Annotated in this window: 19 protein-coding genes; 1 reads left to right on the top strand and 18 read right to left on the bottom strand. The window is 29.0% G+C overall.

Features of this window, described 5'->3' with window-relative positions; translation table 11 throughout:
• Positions 1 to 81: 81 nt before the first annotated feature.
• The 5 genes from E5347_RS00560 to E5347_RS00540 all read right to left on the bottom strand — a co-directional run bounded on the left by E5347_RS00560 (position 82) and on the right by E5347_RS00540 (position 6,150).
• Entirely contained in the window at positions 82 to 873 is a 792-nt protein-coding gene (locus E5347_RS00560) for a Nif3-like dinuclear metal center hexameric protein (RefSeq protein WP_136003509.1), read from the bottom strand.
• A 421-nt stretch (positions 874 to 1,294) separates the two neighbouring features.
• Positions 1,295 to 1,990 (bottom strand): tRNA (adenine(22)-N(1))-methyltransferase, encoded by a 696-nt coding sequence (locus tag E5347_RS00555; protein ID WP_136003506.1) that lies wholly within the window; start codon positions 1,988 to 1,990, stop codon positions 1,295 to 1,297.
• A 45-nt stretch (positions 1,991 to 2,035) separates the two neighbouring features.
• Entirely contained in the window at positions 2,036 to 3,142 is a 1,107-nt protein-coding gene (gene rpoD / locus E5347_RS00550) for an RNA polymerase sigma factor RpoD (RefSeq protein WP_136003504.1), read from the bottom strand.
• A gap of 45 nt (positions 3,143 to 3,187) precedes the next feature.
• Entirely contained in the window at positions 3,188 to 4,945 is a 1,758-nt protein-coding gene (dnaG, locus tag E5347_RS00545; RefSeq protein WP_136003502.1) for a DNA primase, read from the bottom strand.
• Between the two features lie 173 nt (positions 4,946 to 5,118).
• Positions 5,119 to 6,150: a deoxyguanosinetriphosphate triphosphohydrolase gene (locus E5347_RS00540; protein ID WP_136003499.1), complete on the bottom strand. Its 1,032-nt coding sequence runs from the start codon at positions 6,148 to 6,150 to the stop codon at positions 5,119 to 5,121.
• Between the two features lie 144 nt (positions 6,151 to 6,294).
• Between E5347_RS00540 and E5347_RS00535 the strand changes: the two genes are divergently transcribed.
• A complete protein-coding gene (locus E5347_RS00535) occupies positions 6,295 to 7,356 on the top strand; it encodes a CotS family spore coat protein (protein ID WP_136003496.1) in 1,062 nt (353 codons plus the stop codon).
• Between the two features lie 469 nt (positions 7,357 to 7,825).
• Here the strand turns inward: E5347_RS00535 and E5347_RS00530 are convergent, their stop codons facing one another.
• From E5347_RS00530 to E5347_RS00470, 13 genes are all read right to left on the bottom strand, one after another.
• Positions 7,826 to 8,074: a DUF4318 domain-containing protein gene (locus tag E5347_RS00530; protein ID WP_136003493.1), complete on the bottom strand. Its 249-nt coding sequence runs from the start codon at positions 8,072 to 8,074 to the stop codon at positions 7,826 to 7,828.
• A gap of 132 nt (positions 8,075 to 8,206) precedes the next feature.
• Positions 8,207 to 10,837: a pyruvate, phosphate dikinase gene (ppdK, locus tag E5347_RS00525; protein ID WP_136003491.1), complete on the bottom strand. Its 2,631-nt coding sequence runs from the start codon at positions 10,835 to 10,837 to the stop codon at positions 8,207 to 8,209.
• A gap of 78 nt (positions 10,838 to 10,915) precedes the next feature.
• Positions 10,916 to 11,554: a helix-turn-helix transcriptional regulator gene (locus tag E5347_RS00520; RefSeq protein WP_136003490.1), complete on the bottom strand. Its 639-nt coding sequence runs from the start codon at positions 11,552 to 11,554 to the stop codon at positions 10,916 to 10,918.
• A 195-nt stretch (positions 11,555 to 11,749) separates the two neighbouring features.
• Positions 11,750 to 12,358, bottom strand: a complete 609-nt coding sequence (locus E5347_RS00515) for a DUF4342 domain-containing protein (RefSeq protein ID WP_136003488.1) — start codon at positions 12,356 to 12,358, stop codon at positions 11,750 to 11,752.
• A 13-nt stretch (positions 12,359 to 12,371) separates the two neighbouring features.
• Positions 12,372 to 13,115, bottom strand: a complete 744-nt coding sequence (gene recO, locus E5347_RS00510; protein WP_136003486.1) for a DNA repair protein RecO — start codon at positions 13,113 to 13,115, stop codon at positions 12,372 to 12,374.
• A 4-nt stretch (positions 13,116 to 13,119) separates the two neighbouring features.
• Positions 13,120 to 14,010 carry a GTPase Era gene (gene era, locus E5347_RS00505; protein WP_136003484.1) on the bottom strand — a complete coding sequence of 297 codons (891 nt, stop codon included), beginning with the start codon at positions 14,008 to 14,010 and terminating at the stop codon, positions 13,120 to 13,122.
• A gap of 121 nt (positions 14,011 to 14,131) precedes the next feature.
• On the bottom strand, positions 14,132 to 14,833 hold the full coding sequence (locus tag E5347_RS00500) for a diacylglycerol kinase (RefSeq protein ID WP_136003481.1): 702 nt from the start codon (positions 14,831 to 14,833) through the stop codon (positions 14,132 to 14,134).
• 210 nt (positions 14,834 to 15,043) lie between these two features.
• On the bottom strand, positions 15,044 to 15,544 hold the full coding sequence (gene ybeY, locus E5347_RS00495) for an rRNA maturation RNase YbeY (protein ID WP_136003479.1): 501 nt from the start codon (positions 15,542 to 15,544) through the stop codon (positions 15,044 to 15,046).
• Positions 15,545 to 15,935: 391 nt separating this feature from the next.
• On the bottom strand, positions 15,936 to 18,017 hold the full coding sequence (locus E5347_RS00490) for an HD family phosphohydrolase (RefSeq protein ID WP_136003477.1): 2,082 nt from the start codon (positions 18,015 to 18,017) through the stop codon (positions 15,936 to 15,938).
• 19 nt (positions 18,018 to 18,036) lie between these two features.
• Positions 18,037 to 19,176, bottom strand: a complete 1,140-nt coding sequence (gene yqfD / locus E5347_RS00485) for a sporulation protein YqfD (protein WP_136003475.1) — start codon at positions 19,174 to 19,176, stop codon at positions 18,037 to 18,039.
• Between the two features lies 1 nt (position 19,177).
• Positions 19,178 to 19,456, bottom strand: a complete 279-nt coding sequence (yqfC, locus tag E5347_RS00480) for a sporulation protein YqfC (RefSeq protein WP_136003473.1) — start codon at positions 19,454 to 19,456, stop codon at positions 19,178 to 19,180.
• Positions 19,457 to 19,907: 451 nt separating this feature from the next.
• Positions 19,908 to 20,084: a 30S ribosomal protein S21 gene (rpsU, locus tag E5347_RS00475; protein ID WP_003441547.1), complete on the bottom strand. Its 177-nt coding sequence runs from the start codon at positions 20,082 to 20,084 to the stop codon at positions 19,908 to 19,910.
• A gap of 118 nt (positions 20,085 to 20,202) precedes the next feature.
• A complete protein-coding gene (locus E5347_RS00470) occupies positions 20,203 to 20,544 on the bottom strand; it encodes a histidine triad nucleotide-binding protein (protein WP_136003472.1) in 342 nt (113 codons plus the stop codon).
• Between the last annotated feature and the right edge of the window lie 49 nt (positions 20,545 to 20,593).

Here is a 20,593-nt window from a genome sequence, read left to right as displayed (position 1 = left end):
AGATTAAGAACCTATATTACAACTTATATATCTTATTATTACTTTATGCTAAGGGAGAAAAATTGTGTAAACTCTTATAATTTAAGCATAAGTATATGGGTCTTCACTATTTTCAGATACTAGTATTTCTACATCTTCTAATTTATCTTTAATCTTATTTATTACTTCTAAAAATACTATCCATTCAGAATGGAAATGACCTGTATCAATTATAGATACTCCCATTTCTTTATAGTCTGAAGCATAATGATAAGTAGTGTCTCCTGTAATAACACAATCTGCACCTCTTCTATAAGCTATATCTAAAAAGCTACTTCCACTTCCATTTATAACAGCTATATTTTTAACCTTATCTGAAGCTTTAACTAATTTCACATTGCTTATATTAAGCTTTTTCTTAACATTATCTACAAATTCATCTAATGAAATAGCCTCTTCTAACCTAATTATTCTTCCAAGTCCCTCATTAGAATTTCTTGCATTTTTATTTATCTCTATAAGTTCTTCAGAATTATATCCTAAAATATTTACTATAGTTTCATTTAATCCTTCTTTTGCTGAGTCTAAGTTAGTATGACTAGAATAAAGATTAATATTATTCTTTATTAATTCAATTATTTTTTTGCCTGTTAGTGTATCAGTAGTTATACTGCTTGGCTTTTTAAATAGTAAGGGGTGATGGGTAATTATTAAATCAACCTTTTTTTCTTTAGCCTCTTCTATTACATCTAATGTACAATCTAATGCTAAAAGAACTCTTTTTACTTCTGACTCCTTATCTCCAACCATTAAACCAACATTATCAAAATCCTCTTTTAAATTTAATGGAGCAAAGTCCTCCATTATATCAATAATTTCTTTTAACTTTTTCATTCTCCTGCCTCCTTATTATCTTAAATTAAATTTCTAAAGTTATATTTCCATTATATATATGTTTTTATAAACAATCTACATTTTAAGACTTATGCTATTTTAAGTGAAAACTAGCTTTGAAAGTAAATTGCATTAAGTGAAAAATACTTTTAAAAGTAAATTTTATTAATTAGAATAATCTATCTTCTAATTTTTATATAATTTCATTATGTAATTACCTAATCTAAATATTTTGCATATTAACTAACTTAAGAAAATATAAAAATTTCATCATGACTTATATATTAATAAAATGCAGCTATCGCACTAAAGATATTGTTAAAATTTTTTCTTTAGATAGATAACATCAAAAAATTTTAAACTTAAAATCTTATATCCTGCAATAGCCACATCTTATATTAAACTTATGTAATTTTTTATTTTAAAAATAGTTAATCATATTATCTATAATACTTATTTTCTCAATAACACCATTTCTTCTTTCTCTAGCATTAATAGTACTTTCTGTAATAAGCCCTAATATTTTTTCATATTCTTTTTTCTTAGAAATTAAATACTCTTTCATTAAAGGCTCTTTTTTCATTAAAAGTCTTGGACTAAATTCATAGTATATTGGATCTAATGCCATAGATTCTCCTGACTTCTTTCTTACCTTAAATAATTCATAATAAATTCCTTCTTCTTCACAAAGTAATTCATCTATTATTTCATAATCATTAGTATATAAATATTCTCTTAAAACTTCTGGATTTTGAGCCGGTAGTAATAATAAATAATTTAACTCAGTTACCTTATCTAAGTTTTCTTCTAATAAACCTTTTATTAGATTTCCACCCATTCCTGCAATAATAACTGTTTCAACTTCTCCTACTTCAAGTGGATCAAGTCCGCTTCCAAGTCTAAATTCTAGTTCATCTCCAACACCTTCTAAAATAGCATTTAATCTTGCCTTACCTAAAGGTTCCTTATTTATATCTATTGCTATAGCCTTACTGCATAAACCATTTTTTATTGCGTATAAAGGTACATAACCATGATCTGTTCCTATATCTGCTAAAACAGTTGTATTTTCATCTAAATTATCTATTATAAAACTTAATCTTTTGCTTAGTTGCATAAATTTCCTTCTCCTTGCTAAAATTAAAATTAGCACCAATAGGTGCTAATCTAAGTAATCCTTTAGTTTTTTACTTCTTGATGGATGTCTTAACTTTCTTAAAGCTTTTGCTTCTATTTGTCTAATTCTTTCTCTAGTTACGTTGAATTCTTTACCAACTTCTTCTAGAGTTCTTGCTCTACCATCATCTAATCCAAATCTAAGTCTTAATACTTTTTCTTCTCTTGGAGTTAAAGTATCTAAAACATTGATCAACTGTTCCTTAAGCATTGTAAATGCTGCTGCTTCTGCTGGTGCTAAAGCATCATCATCAGGAATGAAATCTCCTAAGTGTGAATCTTCTTCTTCACCTATTGGAGTTTCTAGGGATACTGGTTCTTGAGCAATTTTTTGAATTTCTCTAACCTTATCTACAGGTAAATCCATAACCTTAGAAATTTCTTCTGGGAATGGGTCTCTACCAAGTTCTTGTAATAATTGTCTTTGAACTCTGATAAGCTTATTAATAGTTTCAACCATGTGAACTGGAATTCTTATAGTTCTTGCTTGGTCTGCAATAGCTCTAGTAATTGCTTGCCTTATCCACCATGTCGCATAAGTAGAAAACTTAAAGCCTTTTCTGTAATCAAACTTTTCAACAGCCTTGATAAGTCCAAGATTTCCTTCTTGAATAAGGTCAAGGAATAACATACCTCTTCCTACATATCTTTTTGCAATACTAACTACAAGTCTAAGGTTTGCTTCAGCAAGCTTTTTCTTAGCTCTTTGATCACCATTTTCAATTCTATTAGCAAGTTCTATTTCTTCTTCTGAAGATAATAGTGGCACCTTACCTATTTCTTTTAAATACATTCTTACTGGATCGTCTATTGCAATACCTTCTGGAATTGTTAAATCTATTTCTTCTTCGACTTCTTCTGCACCATTTGGTTCACCAATTACTTCTATACCCATTGATTCTAGAACTTCATAAATTTTTTCAATTTGTTCTGGACTTAAATCAATGTTCTCTATCTCATCCATTATTTCTTTATATGTTAAAGTACCGCTTTTCTTCCCTTTATCTAGCAGATTCTTTACAATATTCATCTTGTTATTTCTATCATCATTATCTTTTTTAACCTGCTTAGCTTTTGTTTTTTCATCTAACATGTTTTTACCTCCTTCCGTTATTGCCAACTGCATCTACACCTCTCTTTAGCTATTCATTAGCTTATTTAGCTCAATTGCAATTTGTATAGACTCTTCAATCTTCCCTTGTGCCTCTAAAGCTTTTTGCTTTTGCTTTAATTCTTTTTTACGTGTATTCAATTTATAATTATTAATCTGTCTAACTAAATCCTCTATAAGCTTTTTATTATCTTTTCCTGTTAAAACTTCTTGATCCTTAATTTTTACAATTTCTTCAATAGTTTTAATTTCAGTACACCTTGTTTCTAAAAAAGTTATTATATTATTTATGTTTCCCTTTTTAGCTTCTTTAATAATAGAAAAAATCTCTTTATGTTCTGGAAGAATTAACTCTTCTTGGTTTATTAGTTTGTTAATGAAATCAAAATATTCATCTTCTAGAGATAATTTCAACAGAGCTCTTTCTGCCTTAAGAAATGCAGGCTCCTTATATAATTTTGTTCCATTTTCTTCCTTATTATTCATAAATTCTTGATTTTTAATATTTTTTGTCATTTCTTTTGATAGTAAGTCATATAGAGCCTGTTCTCTTATACCTGTATTTTCTGATATCTTTTTAATATAGATATCCTTTTCGATAGGATTTACCTTTGCCAATATTTCTGTAACCTTTTTACCATATCTTATCAAGTCATTACTGTCTTTAAAGTTTATATTTTCACCAGCTTTTTTAATCCTGTAATCTACTAAACCTTCTGCGTCATTAATTAGCTTAATAAAGGCTTCTTTTCCATTACTTCTTACATATTCATCTGGATCTTTTCCTTGAGGAATACTTAAAACTCTAACGTCAAAACCTGCATTTTTTAATATTTCTAACCCTCTCATAGTGGCTGTTTGCCCTGCTACATCAGCATCATAAGAAATGATTACTTTATCAGCATACCTTTTTAATAATCTTGCCTGATTTTCTGTTAATGCAGTACCTAATGACGCTACAACATTTGTAATTCCATATTGATGCAAGGTTATTAAATCCATATATCCTTCTACCATAATAAAGTATCTTTCCTGCATATTACTTTTTATTGCAAAGTTTAGCCCATATAAATTAGTACCTTTTTGGAAAACTAAAGTTTCAGGAGAATTTAAATATTTCGGCTTAGAATCATCTAAGACTCTCCCACCAAAGCCTATAACCTTCCCCCTATAATCAAAAACTGGAAACATTACTCTATTTCTAAATCTATCATAATTATTGCCAGTCTTTTCTGAAGTAAGTACTAATCCAGCTTCTAATAAGATCTCATCCTTATATCCAAGCTTTCTCAAATGAAATAATAAATTATTCCAACTATCCTTTGCATATCCTAATCCAAACTTTTTAATAGTTTCTTCTCTTATGCCCCTATTTAGAAAATATTCTTTTGCAATTTTATTAGCTCTTAAGTTAGAATAAAAAAACCTGCCTGCTTCTACATTTACTTTATATAATAATTCTTTTTTTCTTGCAGTGGGATTTACTCTAGCTTCTTCTTGAAGAACAATGTTAGATCTATCAGCTAAAAATTTGATTGCATCCATGAAAGGCATATGTTTGTTTTTCATAACAAAAGTAATTACATTCCCTGATTCGCCGCATCCAAAACATTTATAAATCTGCTTTTCTTGTGAAACAGAAAAAGATGGGGATTTTTCATTATGGAATGGACATAATCCTGAAAAGCTTCTTCCAGACTTTTTAAGTCTAACTGACTCAGAAATTACATCTACAATGTCATTTGCTTCTTTAATTTTTTCTAGAATCTCTTCAGAAATCTGCAAGGAGATTCACCTCCTTACTTATATTTTTGGTCAACCTATAATAATTTCGACATTTTTTATTAAAATCCTTCTTTATTTGAAAGTTTTTATAGGCTTTTTTTAATTCTTCTTTATTTATATTCTTTATCAATATTAAATTTCCTCTATTTTTTTAAACTTTGTTTATTTTATTTTTAATAAATTACAAGTTTAGGAACGAATAAATTATTAAACATATTTAAACAATAATCATCACTCATCCCTGCAACATAGTCAGCTACAGCTCTTTTTAAGCCTTCTTCCTTAGCTACTTTTTTATAAATATCAGGTAATTCATTTTCATGATTATAATAATAATTTAAGATATTTTCTAACACAAATTTTGCTTTATTCCTCTCTACTCTTAGAATATCTCCTAAATATACATTTTTAAACATAAACCTTCTAAGTTCTGTCATAGCCTCCCATACTTCTTTACTAAATTCAATATCAAATATTCCTTTTTCTAAAGCTACTGTTGTATTTTTAACTACATCAGTTACTAAAGTTTCAATTCTTTCAGAATGGGTTTTCCCTAAGACCTTTATTACTTCTTTAGGTAAATCATCTACTCTTAAAAGTCCAGCTCTTATAGAGTCATCTATATCATGATTTAAATAAGCTATCTTATCACTTACTTTAACTACTCTACCTTCTAAAGTTTTAGCTTTATTATTACTATTATTGCTTAAGCCACTGTGATGTAGGATTCCATCTATTACTTCTTCCGTTAGGTTTAGTCCTCTTCCTTCTCTTTCAAGTTTTTCAACTACTCTAACGCTTTGTTCATTATGCCTAAAACCTTCATCTAAAAATTCATTAATTACTTCCTCACCATTATGAGCAAAAGCTGCATGACCTAAATCATGGCCTAATGATATTGCTTCAATTAATGATTCATTAATCCCTATTCCTATACCTATAGTTCTTGCTATTTGAGATACTTCTAATGTATGAGTAAGTCTTGTTCTATAGTGGTCTCCAAAAGTTTTAATATACACTTGAGTTTTATGCTTTAAACGTCTAAAAGATTTACAATGAATTATTCTATCTCTATCAACCATGAAGCAAGTTCTAAAGGAATCCTTCTCTTCCTCTTCTTTTCTTCCTAGACTTTCACTACTAAATGTTGCTTGAGGAAGCAATGTCAACCTCTCAAAACCCTCCATTTTTTCTCTTACATTCATCTATCTCACCTCTATATTACATATTCTATATTTTTCTCTATTTTCCTCTATTTAAACATATTTTATAATTTTATATTTAATACCAAGTATATTTTCTTTTTTTTACTAATATCTTAGTAATAAATAATAAAAAAGGAGATATACATGAGAAAGGTACCACCCTCTATAAAAGATGAGCTTCTTCCTATAGATGAAATTAAAAACAATATATTAACTTTATATAACTTAAAGAATGCTGCTGTATTTAGTATAAAATTTAAAGACACAGAAAAACAAAGAGCTGTCTATAGGATAGATGTTGATAATAAAAGTTTTTGCTTAAAAAAAGTTTACTATAATGAAGAGAATCTTTTGTATGTATATTCTGCTATGGAATGGTGCTATAGAAATAAAATTCTTGTTCCTAAGCTTTTACCAACTGTAGACGGAAACAGATATGTTAAATATAAGAATATGCTTTTTATTTTAACCCCTTGGCTTGATGGAGATAAATGTGATTTTGATAATATTAATCATGTGCTTCTATCATCTAAAACCTTAGGAAAGTTACATACAACCTCCAAAAATTTCAAACCTATATCAGGTAGTGCACAAAGGATTGGTCTTGAAAATTACAATGAGACTATAGGGAAACATTTTAACCAACTACTTCAAAGCATTGGTAATGCTCATAAATATGATGATAGATTTTCAAATCTAATATTAGATAATGTAGATGATAACTTAGAACTAGCTAAGATTTCTTATGAGATTTCTTCCTCTATAATAAGTGATGAATTATCTACATCTCTTTGCCATGGAGATTACGTAAATAAAAATATTATTGTACATGGTAGTAATGTAGCCTTAATAGACTTTGATAAGTGTAAATTTGATTATTCAGTAAAAGATATATCTTATTTTTTAAGAAGGTTATTAAAAAGGGATAATACAAATTGGCAAACTAATTTAACAATAAATATTTTAGATGCCTATATGGAAGAAAATGAACTTAGTCCATCAGATTTAAAGTTTATATTAGCTTACATTGCTTTTCCTCAGAAATTTTGGAAGCTTTCTAGAGACTATTATAAAAATATAAGAAAATGCAATAAAAATTCCTTTATTTCTCTTATGGAAAAAAACATAAATAAAAGTAAGAATCAATTAGAATTTGTTTACGATCTAAGTAAAGCCCTAAGAAAACACTATAATATTAAGATATAGATTTCACAGGAGTCTTTAACATATTGTGCTCTGTCGACCTCGACAAGCTCCAAGTCGACCTACTCACAATATGTTAAAGACTCCTTGAATAACTTAATCTTTTGAATGTAAGGATACTGAAGGAAGAAATTCAGACAAGCTGAATTTCAACTATTATTATTTAGTGCATAGGACTTTTAATAAACTGCTAAGATAGCATAATAATATATTATTTTTCAGATTTACAAATAAATATTATAGTTCTGATTATAATAAAAGCATAAATTTTATACATATCCTTTATATGATTAATTATTCATTTAGATATTTAAAATCGTTAAGTAATAACAAAGATAAATAGAATATTTGAACAAAATTCTAAGCATATAAAATAAAAGAATGAATAAAGGAGGTTTTCATATAAAAAACCTCTTTCATTTTTTAATTTTTTCATTCTTTAATTAATAAAATGCCTCGCATTTTATTAATATTAAACTGGTCTACATTTGATTCCGTAGCCACCTCTCCCAGCATTAAAGCGTAGTATTTCATAGAGCTTATTGTCTAGCTTTACTTGCATATTATTATCTGAATTATTTTCCAAGAACTCAAAATCGATATTTTCCTTAATACAGTAATTAATAATAGCATCCTTTGTAATGCTAACTGTTGGATAAACAGTGTAGTTCTCATATGGAATATCTATGCTTATTTTTATCATATTTTTAAACATTCCCATAATTCCCTCCAGTTAATTTATATTTTTCTTTATACTATTCTTATTCTTTAATTATATAATAGATTGCCAAGTAATTTTTAAATTGATAATTGGTAATTGCAAAAAAGGACTGCCTAAGCAGTCCTTTTTACTCTATCTTTTATTTTTAATTTGAGCTTGTGCAGCTGCTAATCTAGCAATTGGTACTCTAAATGGTGAACAAGAAACATAATCTAATCCAATATCATGGCAGAATGTTACTGATGATGGATCTCCACCGTGTTCTCCACATATTCCAATCTTAAGATCACTCTTAACTGATCTTCCCTTTTCAGTTGCAATTTTAACTAATGCACCTACACCAGTTTGATCTAGTTTTGCAAATGGATCTTGTTCATAAATCTTCTTTTCATAGTAGTCAGCTAAGAATTTAGCAGCATCATCTCTTGAGAATCCAAATGTCATTTGAGTTAAGTCATTTGTACCAAAGGAGAAGAAGTCTGCTTCTTTAGCAATTTCATCTGCAGTTAATGCAGCTCTTGGAATTTCAATCATTGTACCTACTTTATAGTCTAATTGAACTCCCTTTTCTTCCATTACTTCTTTAGCAGTATTAACTACTACATCTTTAACATATTTTAATTCCTTAATTTCTCCAATTAACGGAATCATTATTTCAGGTACTACATCATAACCCTTATTATTTTTAACCTCTATAGCAGCTTCTATTACTGCTCTAGTTTGCATTTCAGCTATTTCTGGATAAGAAACTGCTAATCTACATCCTCTATGTCCCATCATTGGGTTAAACTCATGTAATTCATTAACAGTAGCCTTTAACTCCTCAAAAGTAATGCCTAGGTCATTAGCTAAAGCATGAATATCATCATCATTATGAGGTAAGAATTCATGTAGAGGTGGATCTAGGAATCTAATAGTAGCTGGCTTTCCTTCTAAAGCTTCATATATTCCAACGAAATCTTCTCTTTGCATTGGAAGTAATTTTTCAAGAGCTTTTCTTCTTTGCTCTTCACTCTTAGCAACTATCATTTCTCTAACTGCCATAATTCTATCTTCTGCAAAGAACATATGCTCAGTTCTACATAATCCAACACCTTCTGCTCCAAACTCCATAGCTTGCTTAGTATCTCTTGGGGAGTCAGCATTAGTTCTAACCTTTAGTTTTCTTATTTCATCTGCCCATCCCATAAATGTAGCAAAGTGTCCTGAAATTTCTGGTGTAACTGTATTAACAGCTTCTCCATATATATTACCTGTTGATCCATCTATTGAGATGAAATCATCAGCTGTATAAACTTTTCCATCTACTTCTAAAGTTTTAGCTTCTTCATTAACCTTTAAAGCTCCACATCCTGCAACACAGCAAGTTCCCATTCCTCTAGCAACAACTGCTGCGTGAGAAGTCATACCACCTCTTACAGTTAAGATACCCTTAGCAGCTATCATACCTTCGATATCTTCTGGTGAAGTTTCAAGTCTTACTAAAACTACGCTTTCACCCTTTTCATTTCTTTCCTTAGCTTCTTCTGCAGTAAATGCAATCTTACCACAAGCAGCTCCTGGAGATGCTGGAAGACCTTTAGCTATTGGAGTAGCTTTCTTCAAGTCTTCAGTATGGAAAGCTGGGTGAAGTAATGAATCTAGTTGGTTAGGTTCAACCTTAAGTATTGCTTGATCCTTAGTCAACATTCCTTCTTCAACTAGGTCAACAGCAATTTTTAAAGCAGCCTGAGCTGTTCTCTTACCATTTCTAGTTTGTAGGAAGTATAACTTACCTTCTTCTATAGTTATTTCCATATCTTGCATATCTTTGTAGTGATGTTCTAATGTATGAACAATATCAGTGAATTGCTTATATATTTCTGGGTTTTGCTCTTCTAATTTTGCAATTGGAAGAGGTGTTCTTATTCCAGCAACAACGTCTTCACCTTGAGCATTCATTAAATATTCACCATATATTACATTTTCACCAGTTGCAGGGTCTCTTGAGAATACAACTCCTGTTCCTGAAGTTTCTCCCTTATTACCAAATACCATTTCTTGAACGTTTACTGCTGTACCCCATTCTCCTGGAATATCATTTAATCTTCTATACACTATAGCTCTTGGATTATCCCATGATCTAAATACAGCTGTTATTGATTCTATTAATTGAGTTTTAGGATCTTGAGGGAAGTCTGTTCCCATTTCTTTTTTGTACAGTTCTTTATATTTTTCTACTAGTTCTTTTAAATCATCAGCAGTTAAGTCTGTGTCTAATTCAACACCTTTTTCTTCCTTCATTTCATCTATTAGATTTTCAAATAATCTCTTTTCAATGTCCATAACAACATCAGAGAACATTTGAATAAATCTTCTATATGAATCGTATGCAAATCTTGGATTTCCAGTTAAATCTGCCATAGCAACTACAGACTTATCATTTAAACCAAGGTTTAATACTGTATCCATCATACCAGGCATTGAAACCCTTGCGCCTGATCTAACTGATACTAATAAAGGTTTAGTTAAGCTACCAAATTCTTTACCAGTTATCTTTTCAAGTTCAGTAATTTTTTGATGAATTTCTTCAATTACTTCCTCTGATATTACTTTCCCATCCTCGTAATACTTATTACAAGCTTCTGTTGTAACAGTGAATCCTTGTGGTACTGGAATTCCTAGTAAAATCATTTCTGATAAATTTGCCCCTTTACCCCCTAGAAGGTTTTTCATTGACCCATTCCCTTCATTAAAAAGGTAAACATACTTCTTTTTCTCCATCTCAATACTCCTCCGTTCAATCAAATTGATGTATATACTAACAGCCTTTGGCTGTAGCTAGCTAATTAAATATTGTAATTAATTACCCTCACCCAGTTTTACGAAGAGCTTTGTAATATTAGTTTTTGAAATTTTTCCAACAATCTTAAATTGAGGTCTTTCATTTAACCCATCCCCAATTTTCTCAACTATCGGAATACTATCTATTTCATGCTCTATTATTTTTTTTGCTAAATCGTAAGCACTATCTTCTGTAGACCCACATACTATATTAGGCATTCTAGTCATAATAACTCCAACTGGAACCTTATGTATATCTGTTCCGCCTATTGCATTCTTTAAAAAGTCTTTTCTTGAAACAGCTCCTACTAAAATCCCATTGTTTTCAATAAATAATGTACCCACATCATTTAAAAACAAGAATACGATTGCATCATATACTGTAGTTTCCTCAGTAACAGTAACTGGCTTAGACATAATTTCACCAGCTAAAACTCTAGATATATTTTCTAATATTCTAGTATTTTGAGCCTCACCTAAATATACATAACCAACCTTAGGTCTAGCATCTAATACCCCTATCATCGTTAAAATTGCAAGATCTGCCCTTAAAGCAGCTCTGGTAACTCCAAGCTTTTCTGCCAAAGCTTCACTAGTTACAGGCTGTCCTTTTTTAACTAGTCTGATAATTTCTTCTTGCCTTTCTGACAACTTCAAATTTATCCCTCTTTCTAGATTAAATAGGAATATTCAGATAATTTTGATTAGTTTGATATTTACATACTAATTATAACATTTTATAATAGTTTGACTATACTTAATTTTCTGAAAAATCACTCATTTTAACCGAATATCCCTATTTTCATTCTTTTATTTTACTCTTTCCACTGTTTACCTCTGTTTTCCTTTAATTTACTCTTCTTCATCAAAATTAACAGTATATGTGAAAGAATTATCATTTTCATCAGATGTATTTATTGTAGATTTTTTGTAAATCTTATATTCATCCTTATTTGACTTATCTTTTTTTACTTCATCAACTTTGTTCTTAACTTTATCTGCAACATCAGTAGCAACATCTTTTATTTCATCTACTGCCTTGCTTATATATTTATTTACTACTTCTACGCTACCATCAGCCATAGTTATTTCTACAGTTATCTTAGTAACTACGGCAGCAATTAAAACAAAGGCTAATACAGGTGGTAATATTATAGCTATAACTCCTGCAGCTATTCCAGCATTTACAGGTACATTTACAATTTCCTTACCATCTTTACTAATCTTAATTCTAGTTACATTCCCTTTATTGATTAATTCTTTAAGCCACTCTTTAAAATCTTCTATACTTTCACTTTTTATTTTTTCATTTGCTTCTGCATCAGCTTCTTTTATACTCTCAATATAAATTATTGCGTCTAACACCTCTCCATTGCTTACTTCTAAAGCATGCTTTGCTTCTGCATAAGTAACACCAGTTCTTTCAATAACTAAATCAACCTTTTCTAAAGTAATCTCCATCTTTAATCACTCCTTAAATATAATTTAACATTTCTAGACTCTTTGGCTTTTTAGAATAATTTGAGGATATAATATGTGTAATCACTTTTCTTATATCCCTTTTCACTTCTTCATTTACATTTAACTTATATATTTTATCCATAGGAGTCTTCATTAAAAACTTTATTGAATTATATGCAGGCTTTGAAATGTAAATTCCATGAACCTTTTCACAACTTTCACAAAGTCCTCCATAACTAGATAATGATATATAATTAGACACTGTAATCCTCTTTCTACAGCTTGCGCAATAGTCTAAATTTAACCCATAACCTGTAGCACTTAATATTTTAAGCTCAAAGGCTCTTATAAGTAGCTCATAATCTAATGCATCTGTATTAAGCAAGTACATGCATGTAATAAAGCTTCTAAATAGCTCCTGATTTACTTCCCCTTCTTCAATGCATATATCAATAAGCTCACATATATAAGATGAGTATGTTAATTTGTCTAAATTATCTAATAAGCCTTGAAAAGAACTTATTATTTTTCCTTCTTGAAGGTTATATAAGTTTTTTCCTTTAAACAATATATATTCCCCATAACATAAGGGAAGAGTAATAGACAAAAACTTACTCTTACTCTTTCTTGATCCCTTAGCTATAGCTGTTATCTTTCCTAATTCGCTAGTATATAACCATACTAGTTTATCATTTTCTTTATATTCCATAGTTTTAATAACTACAGCTCTCACCTTATGTAGTGACAGAAAAACCATCTCCCTATTTCATCTTCTTATAGCCAAGCTCCTTTAATAGGTTTTGATTGTCTCTCCATTCTTTTCTAACCTTAACCCATATTTTTAAGTTAACCTTAGAATGTAAAAACCTTTCTATTTCATATCTTGCACTTTCACCTATTTTCTTTAAAGACTGACCATTTTTACCTATTATTATTCCTTTGTGAGAATCTTTTTCACAAAGCATATCCACTTCTATATGCCATGTACCTGCTGGACTTTGCTTCATTTGAATTACATCAACAGCAATACCATGAGGTATTTCTTCCCTTAATGTTCTTAAAGCCTTTTCTCTTACTATTTCTGATATTACAAATCTCTCTTGAACATCTGTTATCATATCATCTGGATAGTACTTAGGTCCTTCTGGCATAGTATCTATCATTAATTCAACTAGCTTTTCTACATTCTTTCCCTTTAAAGCTGAAATTGGAATAATTTCTTTAAAATCCATCTCCTCTGAATACATTTGTAAGGTTTTTGCTACTCTATCTTGAGTAAATTCGTCAATTTTATTTACCACTAAAAATACTGGAGCTTTTTGATTTTTTAAAGTTTCTATTATAAACTTATCTCCTCTTCCTATTTCTTCATCTGGATTTATTAAAAATAAAACTAAATCTACTTCTTTAATTGAGTCTTTTGCAGAGTTAACCATATATTCCCCTAGCTTATGCTTAGGTTTATGTATTCCTGGAGTATCTACAAAGACTAATTGATGATTATCACCAGTTAATATAGTTTGAATATTATTTCTTGTTGTTTGAGGTTTATTAGATACTATAGAAAGCTTTTCCCCCATTATATGATTTAATAATGTTGATTTACCTACATTAGGTCTTCCTACTATCGTTACAAATCCTGATTTAAACATTTTTCCTCCTAGTTTAAGGTGCTACCTAATAGCAACACTAATTAATAATTGAAAATTATTAAAAGTTTCTTTTTTAAAATTATAGCATTCTTAAGAACTTTTATCATCTATTTAATTAAATTTATATTTTAAAAATAACAAATATCAAGAGCGTAAGTAAGGTCCCAAAAAGCCCTCCAACAATCACTTCAAAAACAGAGTGAACATTGGAGTCTACTCTACTTTGCGCTGTAATAAATGCCATTAAATAACTAAGTGTTATACATATGGGTTCTTCAGTAATTAAAGATATAGCCGTTGCAATTGAAAAAGAAAGAGCACTATGACCACTAGGCATTCCTCCCTTTAAAGGTGTACCTTCTCCATATATAGATTTAACAATTAGCGTTGCAATAGTAACTACTACTAAAGCTATTAAAACCATATATGGATCAGATTCCTTCATCTTATGTATTACATCATAAGATACTAAAGAAATTTTATCCCAAAATATCACATAACCAACAACTAAAGCATTAATAGCAGTAATTAAAACTGCTCCTGCTGCTGCATTTTTGGCAATCTTAGCTAAAGGATGATAATGATTTGTGCTCACGTCTATAGTTGCTTCTATAGCTGTATTAATAACTTCAGCTGCTAAAACTAAAGTTATCGTTACAGCTAAAACTAAAAATTCTGCCTTAGATATATCTATAACAAAGCATGCTATAAGCACACATAAAGCTGCTGCTAAATGGATTCTCATATTCCTTTGAGTTCTAACCGTGTGTATAATACCTTCTATTGCATAGTTAAAACTTTCAACCAACTTTTTTATCTTCATAATCTCCCCCTATACTTAGTATATATGTTCCAATTAATAATTTACTTCTTATAGCCTTATAGCTTAAAAGGTAATACCCATTCTTTAATAAAGTACTACAAATCGAAATCATCGACTATTTAATTTCTTTAATATAAATTACTTTACCCAAACTCTATACCTGAAGATAATAATTCAATTAAATATAGAGTACTTATTGCAACTTATATACTATCTTCTAATATCTAATTTATTTAATATTTCCTCTTCCCTTGCTCTCATTTTAACTTTATCTTCATCTACCATATGATCATATCCAAGTAAATGTAAGATAGAATGAACCACTAAATAGCTAACTTCTCTTTCATAAGAGTGACCATACTCCTCACTTTGTTCTAAGGCCTTTTCTAAAGATAAAACCATATCTCCTAATATAAGCTCTTCTCCATCCTTAAATGTTTCATCGAATTCAAAGTCAACATAAATGTCTTTATATACTTTTCCCTCTTCAAAATCTAGCATAGGAAATGATAATACATCAGTTTCTCTATCTATATTTCTAGTCTCATTATTTATTTCTTTTATCTCAGAATTATCAACGAATAATAATGAAATTTGATAAGGTATATCCATATTTTCCTCTTTTAAAGCAAAATTACATACTTCCGTAATTTTATTTACAAATTCATCTGTAACTTCAATTTTATCTTGTCTGTTTTCTGTATATAACATTTTTCTCTCCTTATATTTTCAGCTTTAATCTAAACTCTATATAATCTAATAATTGTTAACCACTAATTTAAACTACCTAAGTATCACCTAATACCTATTTATTATTACTTATTAAAAATTTACTAACTATAAAAATCAATTCTCCTATCTCAAGTAATTTCATATAAATTACTTCCTCAATTGCTAATTTTTAATTATTAATAAAGATTTCCAAGCTATATATACTAACAATCGTTAAACATTAATTACTATACGACACTTCTAAATATTACTTACTAATAATTTTTATATCAAAAAAACTTTATTAAAGTAATTTGGAACAAATTATCACCTTAATTGTCAATTATTAATTGTTAACTGTTAATTGTCAATAAGGCTGTCTATGACAGCCTTATTTTACTTCCTTTTTAGTTTTTGCCTCAGATGGATATTCAATTCTATGATGATAAATTCCATCTAAAGTTTTAAGGAAACTCTTTCTTATTATCTCCACATCTTTCAATGTTAAATCACAATCTACTAGTTGCCTATTATTAAGTTTATCATTAATTATATTATTAACCATTTCTTCAATTTTACCTTTAGTTGGATCTGTAATAGACCTAACAGAAGCCTCAACACTATCCGCAAGCATTAGTATTCCTGCTTCCTTAGTATTAGGAATTGGCCCTGGATATCTAAAATCTTCTTCCTTAATCTCATCTGGATTCTCTGCTTCTTTTTTAGCCTTAAAGTAGAAATACTTAACTAAAGTAGTTCCATGATGTTGTACTATAATATCCTGAATTACTTTAGGTATCTTTTGCTCTTTAGCCATCTCTAATCCATCTTTAGTATGAGAAAGTATAATTAAAGTACTTAAATTCGGTGTAATCTTATCATGAGGATTATCTCTCGCTATTTGATTTTCACCAAAGAAATATGGTCTTTTAGTCTTACCTATATCATGATAATATGCGCCTACTCTAGCAATTACAGGATTACCTCCAACTAATTCGGCTGCAGCTTCAGCTAAGTTAGCCACCATCATACTATGATGATAAGTACCTGGTGCTTCCATAATAAGTTTTTTCATTAATGGTTGATTTGGGTTAGAAAGCTCTAATAATTTAATATTAGTTACTACATCAAATATGGATTCAAAAAATGGTAATAATCCAACAGCCAAAATTCCTGATAAAACAACACCTATTAATGTGTAACCTGTTTGAATAAAGTTTTCTTTTAAATTATTAGATGAAATCATACCAATTGTTAATGCTAAAACTCCTATTATTACTGCAATATATCCAGTTGAATATATAATATCATTTCTTTGTTGAACCTTCTTAACTGCTGTAGAACCAAGTATAATGCTTAAAATTGATAATAGTATTATTGATGGATTAAATCCAACTATAATAGATATAAATATTAAGTTTAAAAGATTAGTTACTAAAGATATCCTATAATCAATCAAAATGGTCATTAGAATAGCTCCACAAACTACAGGTATAATATAAGGTGAAATTATATTAAGCCCCATAGATAATCCCAAAACAATAATATTAATACTGCTTATAAGAGTTATTAGCTTGGTACTCTTAAATACATCTGATCTTTCTTTATATATATAACTGAATTGAATAAATAATATTAAGGCTACTAAAACTGCTAATGCTAAAAATGATGATACATTACTTTTAGTAATACCATTACTTAACAATCCAAGCTCTTCTAAAATTTCTATTTGTCTTTCAGTTACAGGCTCTCCCTCTTTAACTATTATTTGATTCTTTTTAATAATTTCTTTTTGAACACTTTTTTCTGCTTCTTTAATTTTCTCTTCAGTTTTTTCAGTGTCTATAAAAAAGTTAGGCTTTATTTGAGAATATACTATTGTAGTTAGACAATCTTCAAGAGCCATATCTAAATTATTACTTTGAAGTTCTTCTAAAGCTATATTCCTTGCATTCTGTAATGCTTCATAATTATTATCTTCAATATTCTTTGCATAAACCTCTTCCAATGTATTAACAGCTATAGTTTGTACATCAGATACTTGAGATGCTGATAATGCAAGTAAAGTATTATATTCATCATCACTTAGCTTAAAAGCCTCTACTTTTTTAACCTCAGTTAATTTATCCTTAGCCTCTTTACTAGATGAAATTTCTGATAAAATCTTACTAAACAATTTATTTACATTCTCAATAGCCTGCGTCTTAACTTCACTTTTAACTGAATACTGTTTATCCTCTTTTGCTTTTGCTATTGCTTCTTGTACTTTTTCTTGAGTTGCCATCTCATCTATAGTATCAATAGGAGCCTTTATATCTACAGGAGCTATATCTCCAACTGATAAGTTATGCTTTTTAGGCGCTATAGATGTTAACAATAATAAATATGTCATTAAAAATACGGCTATATATATTAGCCATCTCTTGTACTTCAACTCTTCTTTTCTTATATCTTTTTTAAAAAACAAGTTCATCCCCCTTTACTACTGTAGTTTAATAATCTATCGTTTCATAATTCACTATGTTTTGTTCAACAACAAAAACTACATTTACTACTAACTCATCATTTGAGTCTTCTCTTGTACTAACTATTCTATCTACAATATTAGCTTCTCTAGTTAACTCATTGTATAAAGACTTTTCTAAATCATGAATAGAATTATTTACAATTTCTTCTTTACTGAATTCTATAGGAATTTCTTTTTTTTCATAGTAATTAATTTTATTTATTATATTTCCACTTTCCTCTATTTTATCATACTCTTTAAAATCTTTTATAGCTTTTTTAAGATAAATTTTCTTACCAAAGATATTTAAATATATATCACTATCTTTTTCACCACTTCTTTTTAGTTCAGTTCCTTGGTATTTTGCCTTTATGCTTTTTTCATAGAATGTATTCGCCATAACTACTCCATCAGGTACAACTTCATAAGGATCTTCTTCCTTCCCGTTTATACCTTCTATTATTACATCTCCAGCCTTAACAAATTCCCCAGAATGAACTACAGATCTCCCTGCAAATGTATATACTCTACTAATCTCCCCATCCATTTTTGCAACTAAGTTACCTAAGTTTCCTTCCTTAATTTCTGGAGGATTAACTTTTTCTTCTATTGAAACCTTTAATGTAGATCCCTCTACCCTTGCTCTTAACCACAGAATATCTGAATTCATATTTTCTAATTTCTTTTCAATATCTTTAAAATCTATCTTACTTTTACTTATTCCAGGTTTAATTCCTAATTCATATAGTTGCTGTCTTAACTCATATGGAGAAACATTTTTCCTAGTAGTAATTTCAATACTCCAAACAAATGTTGATAAATAGAGTAAAATAGCTATAAACATTCCTCCACCAATAGCTAAGAAAACTTTACTTTTCAACTTTCCAACTAAGAATAATATCCCTCTACTACCTACTATTTTACTTTTTCCACCAAGCCTTTTTACAACTTCTACTACAGATAAGTAATTTTCATATTCTATAGTAATCCTTATAGTTACAACATCTATTCTCTTTACATTTATAACCCTAATATTCTCACTCCATAATATGTTTAAAAGTCTTTCTGGTTTCAATATGTTAATTTCTAATATAACTTTTCCACTTTCAAAAACACCCTTCGCCATACTACACCTCGTAAGAAACTGATTTAAATCTACCACTTATAGTGATTGTTGAATCCCCAATATATAGTATTTCAAAGTTTTCTCCCTGAATATTTATTACTTTTACCTTAGTATTAATCTTGATTATATCCCTTTCAAACAATATTATCCCCTTATGATTTTCTATTGTAATCTCATTATTACCTATTATCGTAATCTTAGGTAAATTTAATACTACATCCTTCGGCAAATCAAATTTTTCTGCAATAATATCCCTACTCTTCTCAAATTTTTCTTGCATAATTTTCTCTCCTTATATTATTTCTAATAGTACTTTATGATAAAAATATTTAGAAAATTACACCTTATAGTTTTGAAAAAAGTTTCTTAGATAAAGCAAAAAGCAAAAGGAAAATTCCTTTTGCTTATTTATCAGTTAATATTAATCTTTAAATTAATTTTGATATAACACAGAGTCATACCCAAATGTTATTAATACCGGTGGTGTAGCCGTTTCTTTAATAATTTCATTTTCCCATATTAACTGCTGAGGAAGGTACTATAATAAGAAATTAATCTTATTTATTCCCTTAATTCAAGTATAACAACATTATACTTTTTGATAACTATATAAATATAGTCCTCAACTTTAATGTATTTAAATACATTTAGTTCTATTGGATAATCATAGTTTCCAATAATAGCCAACTCAATTAAAAATTAAGTTCTATTTAGTCTAAATCAAAATTATCCTACTTGAATTTTCTCTTTCTAGCAGCTTCTGATTTTTTCTTTCTCTTCACGCTTGGCTTTTCATAGTGTTCTCTCTTTCTAACTTCTGAAAGAACTCCTGCTCTAGCACATTTTCTCTTGAATCTTCTTAACGCACTTTCAAGTGTTTCGTTTTCTCCAACTTTTATTTCTGACATCTATTATCCCTCCCTCCGCTAGCTCAAATTAATTAATTTAACTCAGCTACGGGCTTAATAACACACGCTATATTATACAATAGGTGTACCCTAAAGTCAACTATTTGTAACAAACAATTTAGCCTGGTGGCCATTTCAAATCCCTTTGACCTAGAACATGAAAATGCATGTGATCAACAGTTTGACCTCCATCTTTTCCACAGTTATTAACTATTCTATAACCTGTTTCATTTATATTTAGTTCTTTTACTAATTTATTAATAACTACGAATATATGTGAAATAATACTAGCATTTTCTTCATTTATTTCATTAGCACTCTTAATATGTTCCTTAGGTATTACTAAAAAGTGAACAGGAGCCTCAGGGCTAATATCATAAAAAGCTAATACTTTATCATCTTCATAAAGCTTTTTACTTGGAATTTCACCAGAAACTATTTTACAAAAAATACAACTCATAAACTCACCACCCTTCCAACAATTAATAATTAAAAATTGACAATTAACA

It is taken from the genome of Clostridium sartagoforme, from assembly GCF_004794105.1.
Lineage (GTDB): Bacteria > Bacillota > Clostridia > Clostridiales > Clostridiaceae > Clostridium > Clostridium sartagoforme_B.
The sequence above is the reverse complement of the archived record's forward strand: the minus strand, read 5'-3'. Positions and strand labels throughout refer to the sequence as shown.

Excerpts from the sequence above, each read along its gene's own strand:
- E5347_RS00560 (WP_136003509.1), bottom strand. The coding sequence starts at position 873 with ATGAAAAAGTTAAAAGAAATTATTGATATAATGGAGGACTTTGCTCCA.
- E5347_RS00555 (WP_136003506.1), bottom strand. The coding sequence starts at position 1,990 with ATGCAACTAAGCAAAAGATTAAGTTTTATAATAGATAATTTAGATGAA.
- rpoD (WP_136003504.1), bottom strand. The coding sequence starts at position 3,142 with ATGTTAGATGAAAAAACAAAAGCTAAGCAGGTTAAAAAAGATAATGAT.
- E5347_RS00540 (WP_136003499.1), bottom strand. The coding sequence starts at position 6,150 with ATGAATGTAAGAGAAAAAATGGAGGGTTTTGAGAGGTTGACATTGCTT.
- E5347_RS00535 (WP_136003496.1), top strand. The coding sequence starts at position 6,295 with ATGAGAAAGGTACCACCCTCTATAAAAGATGAGCTTCTTCCTATAGAT.
- E5347_RS00530 (WP_136003493.1), bottom strand. The coding sequence starts at position 8,074 with ATGGGAATGTTTAAAAATATGATAAAAATAAGCATAGATATTCCATAT.
- ppdK (WP_136003491.1), bottom strand. The coding sequence starts at position 10,837 with ATGGAGAAAAAGAAGTATGTTTACCTTTTTAATGAAGGGAATGGGTCA.
- E5347_RS00515 (WP_136003488.1), bottom strand. The coding sequence starts at position 12,358 with ATGGAGATTACTTTAGAAAAGGTTGATTTAGTTATTGAAAGAACTGGT.
- recO (WP_136003486.1), bottom strand. The coding sequence starts at position 13,115 with ATGGTTTTTCTGTCACTACATAAGGTGAGAGCTGTAGTTATTAAAACT.
- era (WP_136003484.1), bottom strand. The coding sequence starts at position 14,010 with ATGTTTAAATCAGGATTTGTAACGATAGTAGGAAGACCTAATGTAGGT.
- E5347_RS00500 (WP_136003481.1), bottom strand. The coding sequence starts at position 14,833 with ATGAAGATAAAAAAGTTGGTTGAAAGTTTTAACTATGCAATAGAAGGT.
- ybeY (WP_136003479.1), bottom strand. The coding sequence starts at position 15,544 with ATGTTATATACAGAAAACAGACAAGATAAAATTGAAGTTACAGATGAA.
- E5347_RS00490 (WP_136003477.1), bottom strand. The coding sequence starts at position 18,017 with ATGAACTTGTTTTTTAAAAAAGATATAAGAAAAGAAGAGTTGAAGTAC.
- yqfD (WP_136003475.1), bottom strand. The coding sequence starts at position 19,176 with ATGGCGAAGGGTGTTTTTGAAAGTGGAAAAGTTATATTAGAAATTAAC.
- yqfC (WP_136003473.1), bottom strand. The coding sequence starts at position 19,456 with ATGCAAGAAAAATTTGAGAAGAGTAGGGATATTATTGCAGAAAAATTT.
- rpsU (WP_003441547.1), bottom strand. The coding sequence starts at position 20,084 with ATGTCAGAAATAAAAGTTGGAGAAAACGAAACACTTGAAAGTGCGTTA.
- E5347_RS00470 (WP_136003472.1), bottom strand. The coding sequence starts at position 20,544 with ATGAGTTGTATTTTTTGTAAAATAGTTTCTGGTGAAATTCCAAGTAAA.